Source organism: Paenibacillus sp. 10L310 (assembly GCF_056395745.1).
In genome coordinates this window covers 46806-56553 of sequence record NZ_JBFTKC010000029.1, presented here as the reverse complement: position 1 = coordinate 56553, position 9748 = coordinate 46806, and the positions used below count along the sequence as shown (strand labels likewise).

The following is a 9748-nucleotide window of genomic DNA, read 5'->3' as shown; positions in this document are numbered from 1 at the left end:
CTGCCTAACGCTAAGTTTGCCTTTGGGAGAAGGCTTAAAGATGCCAGCATTGCAATCTATAATGTGATAAGTGACACGATAGAAGAGATACCTCAAGAAGAGGAATACCAATTTATCGTGGGTGTATATGATGATGTACTGAAATCAGGCGATTGGCCGGTCGTTGAGAATCGTCCGTTCCCGGATGAAGAAGAGGCGTGGCCCCCACCTGCCTGTATCATTGATAGGATATCAGGAGGGTATGAAATATATCATTTGGGAGAGATTAGACCTTCTACTCGCGAAGAATGTGAAGGGTTAGAGATGGCGGCTGCTTGGGAAGCTCATCATATTGTTGATAGAATAATGGGAGATGATAAGTGGCACAGAGACCCGACTAAATAGTGTAGAGTTTATCACCTATAGTTCCAGAGATCACTCTGATGAAAATAAAGCTAATGATCGTTTCCCGACAAGGGCGATCCTTAGCTTTATTTAGTATATGGATGAAGCATTAGCAGTTTTAATTGGTGCTGGAGATTACTCAAATTTTAGCAGGATTTGTCGAGGGACAAGAACATGTTCCTATTTCAGATTAGAGGTTTATCTAATCGTTGAATCTTACTTCAGCATAGTTAGTAAGTAGAGGGGAAAACCATGCCCGTGTTTTTTGCTTGGTTTGAAAAACTCAGCTATCAAAACCTTAAGCTAAAGGACAGGATAGCTTGGTATGGCTTTAATGAAATGACTACTGTTTTGACAAGAAGAGATTCTAATGATATTATTTGCATGTGCAAACAAATAATATTGGAGGTAAAAAAAATGAATAATTTATCCACACCTTTCAAACTAAAAAACCTGGAACTCAAAAATAGAACTGTCATGGCTCCGATGTGTCAATATTCTGTTGAACTAAAAGATGGCGTACCCAATGATTGGCATTTTGTGCACTATGCTTCCAGAGCCGTTGGTGGAACAGGATTAATCATTGTAGAAATGACAGGAGTTGATCCTGATGGAAGAATCACAGATGGTGATCTTGGTCTGTGGTCCGATGATCAAATTCCTCCATATCAACGTCTCGTCTCTGAAGTCCAGAAGCATGGATCTAAGATAGGTATACAGATTGGGCATGCGGGCAGAAAGGCAGAGGATGCTCTTCAACCAGTAGCACCGTCCTCTGTTCAAGGTGGAGCGCTACCTGAAGAGACGAAATATGGAGAGTTGAAACTCCCCAGAGCCCTAACAATCGAAGAGATTAATCGAGTAATTAGTCAATTTAAGGATGCTGCTAGACGTGCAGTTGAAGCCGGGTTTGATACCATTGAACTTCATGGTGCCCATGGGTATTTGCTTCATCAGTTTATGTCACCCAGTATTAATATCAGAAAAGATGTATATGGAACAGACCTTTCGAAATTTGGTGTAGAGGTCATTCAAGCGGTGAAAAGTGTCATGCCTAAAAATATGCCCCTGATTATGAGACTTTCTGCAATTGAATACATTGATGGCGGGTATGATATTGAACATGCATTGAATATGGGAGAGAGATTTAAAGCTGCAGGTGTAGACATTTTCCATATTTCTAGCGGTGGAGAAGGAATCCCAGGAAAATTGAAGCCATTAAACACGCCTGGTTACCAAGTCCCTTTCGCAAGAATGTTTAAGGATCGTCTTGGTCTTCCTGTGATTGCTGTAGGAAAGATTGAAAATGCTGAACTTGCTCAAGCAACTATTACAAATGGTGATGCAGATCTGGTTGCGGTGGCGAGAGGAATGTTGAATGATCCTTATTGGACATTGCATGCGATCAAAGCGACAACAAAGAAAGTGGAAGCGCCTTTTCAGTATTCGAGAGGAATTCGTTAAAGGATTAATCGTAAATTTAAATAAAGGGAGAGATAAAACGTGAAAAGTATTACAAGAGGAATCGATCATATTGGAGTAACCGTGCCCGATATCGAAGAAGCAACAGTTTTCTTTAAAAAGGCTTTTGACGCTAAAATTGCTTATGATAATAAAAAAATTGAAGATGAGCCTTTAGCTGGACCAAATCTAGAGAAAACATTAGGTCTAAAAAAGGGAACCAAAGTTATCCATATGCGCTTGCTTTCTTTTAATAATAGCGCTAGTATCGAACTATTTAATTACGTCGATGCTGATCAACGGAGACCGTCAATTGCTTCTGACTTGGGTGTTCAACATTTTGGTTTCTATGTGGATGACATTAAAGAAGCAGCTAAAGCATTTGTTGAAGCAGGTGGAGAGTTATTAAATGATCCCGGTGAATTGTTAGGAGATCTTGAAGATGGAACAGGTCATTTTGTATATGGGCGTGCACCATGGGGAATGTTAATTGAACTCATTAGCTATACACCGCATGGATTAAACTACCCTGAAGATAGTGAAGCAAAACGTTTTACACCATAACATCTGCAATTATGACCAACCACATATAAGAAAATTGTTACACAGAGATAATTATTAATTCATGTAAGTAATGCTGTACCCCTATGTCAATATATGCTAAGGAAATGCATGCATTAAAGCTATACTCATTTTGAGGAGACGGCATCGATTTGATCTTTTGACATCAGCTTAAGTTGAGGTAATACTATATGTGGGACAATACAACGTATAGAACGAAAGGAAGATATACTTGAGCGATTCGGATTATCTAATTCATGACTGGGTCAATTTCTCCAAATATCATGATCGAATTAATAATGCTTTAAACCATATTCTTCAGGAACGTTATCAATTTAGCTTAAAAGAGTTTTATTTGCTTATGTACCTTTATCATTCCGAAGACAACAAACTACGTCTGTCTACTGCATCGAATATGATTGGTTTAAGCCAGAGTGCTCTTACTCGTCTAATAACCAGATTGGAAAACCATACTTTTCAACCTGTAGAACGAGTTGTGTATGAAGAAGATAAGAGAGGCTTCTATGTTGTTCTTACTCCAAACGGTGAGAAATATACGAGAGATATTATTACAGAAGTTAGTTCTGTTTTAGAGGAGTCTATGTCTGAAAAGGATAAAAAAAACATTCGATTATTTACTTCTTAAATACGGTACACAAAATAAACGGACATTATAACAGTAATACATTATGGACAAATAACCACAGTCGCATTTTATAGTGACTGTGGTTATTTAATCTTATGGTACCTTAAATGAATAAAAAAGTTCGGATTTCGGATAGATATGAATCTCAATCAGCTACTACATCATTAAGTAAGAATAAGAGGCAACAGGGCCGTGTATTGGGAATCATTTTGCTTAGAGAACGTCGGAGGTTAGCTTGTTTATAGGTTAGCTTAACTAAACGTTTATACATATGTACAAAATACGAGTTTTGTGAAACAGTACTAATGATTTAAAAGCTGTACAGTGATTTTTACCCCTGTACAGCAATTCTTTATAATCTTCGAGTTAATCCCAAACTACTTCTGTTCCTGCTACAAAGTCATGAATCGCACGTCGATCCTCACGCAAACCGACCATAAAAGCACTCACAATAACTCCGATACCCAAAGTTAATACGTACACAAGTCCAGCTACAACAACTCGCATCAGCATCGTACCAATTTTTGGCGGTTCGTGTGTATCGTATTGGCGGATTCGAATTCCACATATACGTTTGCCTATGGTTCGACCATACCAGTAAACTGGTAATAAAATTGAGTATAACGCACTAAGCAGTTTGGCAATCGGCTCATCCGTATCAAAGTTGCCCGTCAGCACACCTGCAATAATCACTAACGGAATTGAAATAATAAGACTATCCAATACACCTGCTCCTAATCTAATCCAAAAACCTGCTTTATACAAAATGCTTTCCTCCAAACTACAATTTTAAACTAAACGGCTAATTTACTTCATGAACTCCCTTCATTAAAATATCTAACTTTATGTACACAACCCAAATAGTATAACAGAAAATTTTACCTTTTTACGATAAAACTCCTATTTCATTTTAATTGCATCTTTTGTGAATTTTATAACAAACTATCGAATTAACTTACTGCTGTACATGTTCACTACTTACTCTTACATAATCCTTTTCAAAAATTGTATTTAGCTACTGAGCCCCCAATGAAAACACCATAATAATTATGTAAACCGAGAAAGCTACTCAACTTTTGTTAAGTAGCTTTCTGTTCGTTCTGCATCTGCCCTCTTCGCCAAATCTTATTCTCCACAATGGCATAAACTAACCCCGCGATGGCAAATATCCATATCGATGTCATGCGGTTCAGATGGTATCCTTTCGCGAAATATGGATTGTACATGAGATCAAAAACCCACAGCCCGCCCCATCCAAACCCAATCATATAGATGAAAGTTCTCATCATAGGAAAGCATACATATTTCCGCAGCAGCCATGTGATCGGGCTAATAATAACAACATAAAAAGCGACTAAATAGTGACCGAATCCCAGGATGAGCGAAAGAATATATATTACTCCCCCTGCATTGCGTAAGCCGTAATACTCTGTCGTTGTTATATGGTACCCTTCAATCCTTTCAAGAACGAGATATGCCGTCAAGCTTATCCCTATAAATATAAGTCCTAATACCATGTACCGTTGAACCGCGTTCACCAACATCAGATCACCCCAATGTCTAAACGTAGCCAGAACCACTCAAGTTACATGATTTCGAACAAATTACACAATTACACATAGGCGTTATTAGGTTCTGTTAAATGTTAAATTTAATCTATCGTTTCAATTGCTCTAATCCAACGACTACTTCTTACCTTCCAGAATCATCGTACCCAAACGGTCCATAAGCTCCATTCTCCCCATCGCTGTGTACGAATAATTATAATTATCGACATTAGAGATTTTATAGATCTTGCCATTCTTCACTGCGTTCATGTTATTCCACACCTTGCTGTCTACCATCTTATTCTCGCTATTCTCCATCAGCAGCAGACGATCCGGATTAACGGTAGCCAGAGCCTCCAGTGCGATCTGTTTACCTCCCCAGCCCTCTGGATCAGGGATACCCTCTGTGCGCTTCAGGCCCCATTCACCGTATAACATCTCAGCTGCCCCTTTATTGGAATAGATGACCAGGTTGTTTGGATATGTCTCAATTACGGCAAAGGATTCACCATGTACAGCCGCCTCCAGCTTTTGTTTCCACTCTGCAGATTTCGCATCATACTTGGCCAGATATTCATCTTTCTTGCTTTCTTCTCCAAACGTATCTGCCAAGAATGTCAGGCGTTCTCTCCAATCATAGTAAGAGTAAGGCAATGCAATTGTAGGTGCAATTTTAGATAAAGTTTCATATTGATCCGTGTTAAAATCCTTTCCCAGAATAATCAGATCCGGATTGGCACCCGCTATAGCTTCAATACTGAACGGGAAACCATACCAGCCCAGATTAACGGTATCTGCACTCAGCTGATCCTTAATGGTTGGAGTGATTTCCTCCGGGTTACCGTAATCCGCACTCATCGTGGCCACAGGTGTTTTCCCAATAATCAGTAACTCTTCTGTAGAGCCGGATAGATCAACAATGCGCTCTGGATTCAAAGGGATCGTAATCTCTTCTCCATTTGGGTTGGTAATCAATTTGGTCGTTGCTTGTGCAGTCCCCTCTGAGGAGCTGGCCACTTCACTGGTGGTCTGGGTCGTTCCACAGGCCGCCAAGGTGAGCATACAGCATAGTGCAATCCATACAGGAATTCGTTTAAACATCGTTGTCATTCTCCTTTTATGTCAGTTCATTAGCCACATTAGGCTTATTTGCTTCAGTTACTTTATCTATCTCATCGAACTCATTATTATACGTTTACTTTTACCTGCCAGCCTTCTGCATCCTGTTGTAATTGCCACAACCGAGCGTAGATGCCTGAGTGATCTAACAAATGCGCATGAGTTCCTTGCTCTACGAGCTGACCTTGGTCCAATACAAGGATCTGATCGGCATTCTGAATGGTCTTTAATCGGTGCGCAATCAAAATAACCGTCTTATCCGCGACCAATTCATTAATCGCTTGCTGCACGGCGGCTTCGTTCTCCGGATCAAGTGAAGCTGTAGCTTCATCGAGCAATACGATTGATGCATTTTTCAACAAGGCACGTGCAATGGAAATCCGTTGCTTCTCCCCACCAGATAACGTCGATCCACCCTCGCCAACGAGCGTATCGTACCCTTGAGGCAGACTGGAGATAAACTCATGACAACAAGCTCTGCGTGCTGCCTCTTCAATCTCGAATTGCGAAGCGTCTTTCTTTCCTACACGAATGTTGTTGCCGATCGTATCCTGGAACAGATATACGTCCTGGAAGACCACTGAGATATCCTGCAACAGCTTCTCGGGGTCCATCTGATCAACGGGTTTGCCACCAATGCGAATGGTGCCTTGCTGTACATCCCAGAAGGGGGCAATGAGACGTGTGACTGTACTTTTACCACTACCGGATGGGCCAACCAAGGCAGTAATGGTATGCGGCTCAATCGTAAAGGACAAGTCTTTCAACACCGGCTGCTGATCATCATATCCAAAGGTCACTTGGTCAAATGAAATTGCCTGATTGGGCTGTACATCTCCCGTTCCTGCCATCGGGGCCTCCTGCTGCACATCCATAATGCGTCTTGCACTATATGCAGAGTACCGCATCTCCCCATAACTCATCAGTACAACCGTTAACGGTTCGAATACCTTTGTACCTACCAGCAAAAATAACAGAAATACCGGTAGGGACAACTCACCACCAGCAAGCAAATAACTGCCCACTAGAATCATCCATGTCATCCCTGATCGTGCAAGCAACATCGCGCCCATGATCATCGGTCCCATAATACCTTCTAACCGAATGGAAGCTGATTTCAATTCGTCAAAAGAACGACGTAGCCGTTCAAAACGTTTGCCCCCCATATTGTGGGCCTTAATCTCACGAATACCGCTCAGATACTCCTGTAGCCGACTGGCGGCTTCGTTTTTGGCTCGAACATGGTTCTCACTCAGTCGTGCCTGAATCGAATCCGTAAGCCATAACAGAGCCACACCTAAGGGAACCGCAACAAACATGGCTACGGCCATTCTCCAATCCACCAACAGAAGTCCGCCAAAAGCAAGTACCGGAAGCACAATCGCGCTGATCAGCTGCGACAGATTGTGAGAAATCGTATGCTCGACCTGACCATAATCACTCAGGATCAGGTTCGTCAAATCCCCAGGATCACGTTTTCCGAAGAATCCTAGCGACAGATGGCGAATATGTTCGGCCAGCTTTAACCTTCCTGAGGCCGCGAGGCTGTATGCTGCCCGATAGGTCTTGTCATAGAGCGAAGCATAAGCCACATACTCCACCAGAAGCCAGGCAAACAGGATGCAGCATACAACCCACATTCGGTTGATATCCAGTCCTTTGTCTGGTTCAGCGAAAGACTTATAGATCGTATTGAATATATCCACAAGCAGCGCCGCAGGAACAATCTTTGCAATCCCGTCCAGAATCGCTGCAATTACCGAAGGTAGCAGACTACGCGGGTTACCCCCAGATATATTGTATAAATAATTCTTCATCGTCCTGCACCTCCAAGCTTCCAGGAAGCCGCACTGATATGGGCCTGCCACATATGCTCATATACTCCGYCTAATGCACGCAATTGATCATGTGTCCCACGCTCAGCAATTGTCCCTTGCCGGATCACAAGAATTTGCTCTGCTGCACGAATCGTTGTTAGACGATGAGCAATAATCAGTACCGTTTTGCCTTGAACCAATTGGGCCAGACCTTGCTGTATCTTGTGCTCATTCTCTGCATCCGCGTAGGCCGTCGCTTCATCCAAGACCAGAATGGGAGCATTTTTAAGCAGTGCTCGTGCAATTGCAATTCGCTGTGCTTCACCGCCAGATAGATACGTACCGCCTTCTCCGATTTTGGTGTCATATCCGGCATCCAGTTTCTCAATGAATTCATGACAGCAAGCAGTTTGAGCCGCAGCTATAACGTCCTGTCGTGAAGCTGATGTATTGCCCATCCGAATATTTTCTTCAATTGTATCGTAGAACAGATGTACATCCTGAAATACAAAGGACACGGTATCCATCAGTTTCTCCGTACCCATCTCCTGAATCGGAATTCCACCAATCGTAATCTCACCTTCCTGCACATCCCAGAAACGAAGCAATAGATTCGCAATGGTTGACTTCCCCCCACCAGAAGGTCCGACAAGTGCGGTCATCTCTCCTGCGTTGGCTACAAAATCAACCTGATCAAGTACAGGTTTATATGCTTCGCTCTCCTTACGTTCATAAGCAAAAGATACCTGACGAAAGGCAACCTCATATGTATCCGGAACTTTGGGCAACTCAGGTTCTTGTACAACCGGCTCGGCAAACACCGATTCTATCCGTTTCTGTCCTTCCACAATCTCTCGCATCCCACTACCCAGATACATTAACTTCAATAACGGAGCAGATAGACTCGGGGTAATGATTAGAAACAGAATAAACGTGATCGCAAACGACTGATTGCCTGCATTTCCACTCGACAGCAGAATACCCACCGGAACGATGAAGGTAAATAACGAGATCATGATTACAAAAAACAGCCCGTAGGATGTTTTACACAAATCAGTTATTTTCAACGAAATATCCCGGTACCGCGTCACCGCCTGTTTAAACGTTAGAAACGAATCAGCTGTAATGCCAAATACTTTCACCGCCGGCATACCTCTCACGTATTCAACACCCGTCGCATTCATCTCTTCGATGGCAAGTTGAAAATCACGATAAGCCTGACGGCCTTTTTCGCTGCGGAAAAGGCGACTTTGGAGCCAGAACCCGATTCCAATCGGAACCAAAAGCGTCAGCGCCATGCGATAATCGAGCCAGAACAGATATCCCAAGAGCATCAGTGGAATAACGATCGCACTTACCAGATCCGGCAACTGATGAGCGATAAACTTCTCAATTTTCTCCACACTGACTTCGATGATCTTCTTCAGCTCACCGGTTGCCGTCCGGGTGTGATACCCCATGGGTACTTTGGCAACATGTTCCGCAAGTCTCACTCTGAGCTGGTACAAAATGTTGAACGCAGCAATGTGTGAGCACATCCCCCCGATATAGAGCGCAACAAGCCCTGCAATGAGGGCTACGAATGCGACGATCCCCCAATAGATCAACAGATCTTTGTCCATGGCAGAGGGTTGCCCCGCATGCGTTAGCAGTTCCTCGACGATCTTATACACTCCGACAAAAGGAACAATCTGCAACAGACTCGACAGGGTCGAGAAGATACTTGCTGTGATCAGCAGACCTTTACGCTCCTTCGTTACTTGCATTAGTCCGGACACTTCAGATGAGTTGTTCATCTCGCCCCTCCTGATATTAATAATCATTCTCAATATAGCTCAGTGCTGTATACGCACATTAATATCTCATAGAGCCCTGAATGATCACTACCTCTTCACGGAGCAATAATACCTCATCACGGATTATTGTTGTCTCACAGCATCTTATAAGCCCTATTGGACATATGACCTCGTCGCGTAACTTGAGAATGACTGGTGAAGTATTTACATTCTCGCCAAGTAAAAGAAGTGTTGTTGGAGAAAGTTTTCGTTTTTTCTTGTATAGATAAATGTGACTTCTTTGATCTATAACTCCCGTAATATTTTCCATTTAGTATGGATAAATATGTGAAGGAGTTCTGAAGGAGTTCTGAAGGAGTTACTTACATCACTTAACTGTCGCCTATTGAATCCAAAAGGAAGCCATATTGGATATAT

The 9748-nt window shown here is 42.4% G+C and carries 9 protein-coding genes; 4 read left to right on the top strand and 5 right to left on the bottom strand.

The genetic code is table 11. The features are described from left to right. From AC1DE7_RS30155 to AC1DE7_RS30140, 4 genes are all read left to right on the top strand, one after another. On the top strand, positions 1–384 hold a 384-nt coding region (locus tag AC1DE7_RS30155), incomplete at its 5' end, for an Imm26 family immunity protein (RefSeq protein WP_477535788.1). A gap of 417 nt (positions 385–801) precedes the next feature. Then, entirely contained in the window at positions 802–1848 is a 1047-nt protein-coding gene (locus AC1DE7_RS30150; RefSeq protein ID WP_477535789.1) for an NADH:flavin oxidoreductase/NADH oxidase, read from the top strand. A 39-nt stretch (positions 1849–1887) separates the two neighbouring features. Further along, positions 1888–2409: a VOC family protein gene (locus tag AC1DE7_RS30145; RefSeq protein WP_477535787.1), complete on the top strand. Its 522-nt coding sequence runs from the start codon at positions 1888–1890 to the stop codon at positions 2407–2409. A 229-nt stretch (positions 2410–2638) separates the two neighbouring features. Continuing rightward, complete coding sequence (locus AC1DE7_RS30140; RefSeq protein ID WP_127549209.1) at positions 2639–3052, top strand: MarR family winged helix-turn-helix transcriptional regulator; 414 nt, start codon at positions 2639–2641, stop codon at positions 3050–3052. A gap of 366 nt (positions 3053–3418) precedes the next feature. Here AC1DE7_RS30140 and AC1DE7_RS30135 read toward each other — a convergent pair whose 3' ends face one another. The 5 genes from AC1DE7_RS30135 to AC1DE7_RS30115 all read right to left on the bottom strand — a co-directional run bounded on the left by AC1DE7_RS30135 (position 3419) and on the right by AC1DE7_RS30115 (position 9331). Then, positions 3419–3817, bottom strand: a complete 399-nt coding sequence (locus AC1DE7_RS30135) for an RDD family protein (protein ID WP_081746009.1) — start codon at positions 3815–3817, stop codon at positions 3419–3421. Positions 3818–4131: 314 nt separating this feature from the next. Then, positions 4132–4341 (bottom strand): hypothetical protein, encoded by a 210-nt coding sequence (locus tag AC1DE7_RS30130; RefSeq protein WP_477535786.1) that lies wholly within the window; start codon positions 4339–4341, stop codon positions 4132–4134. 396 nt (positions 4342–4737) lie between these two features. After that, positions 4738–5700, bottom strand: a complete 963-nt coding sequence (locus AC1DE7_RS30125) for an ABC transporter substrate-binding protein (protein WP_477535785.1) — start codon at positions 5698–5700, stop codon at positions 4738–4740. 86 nt (positions 5701–5786) lie between these two features. Next, complete coding sequence (locus AC1DE7_RS30120) at positions 5787–7535, bottom strand: ABC transporter ATP-binding protein (RefSeq protein ID WP_477535784.1); 1749 nt, start codon at positions 7533–7535, stop codon at positions 5787–5789. After that, positions 7532–9331, bottom strand: a complete 1800-nt coding sequence (locus AC1DE7_RS30115; protein ID WP_477535783.1) for an ABC transporter ATP-binding protein — start codon at positions 9329–9331, stop codon at positions 7532–7534. Before AC1DE7_RS30115 ends, AC1DE7_RS30120 begins: the two co-directional genes overlap by 4 nt. Between the last annotated feature and the right edge of the window lie 417 nt (positions 9332–9748).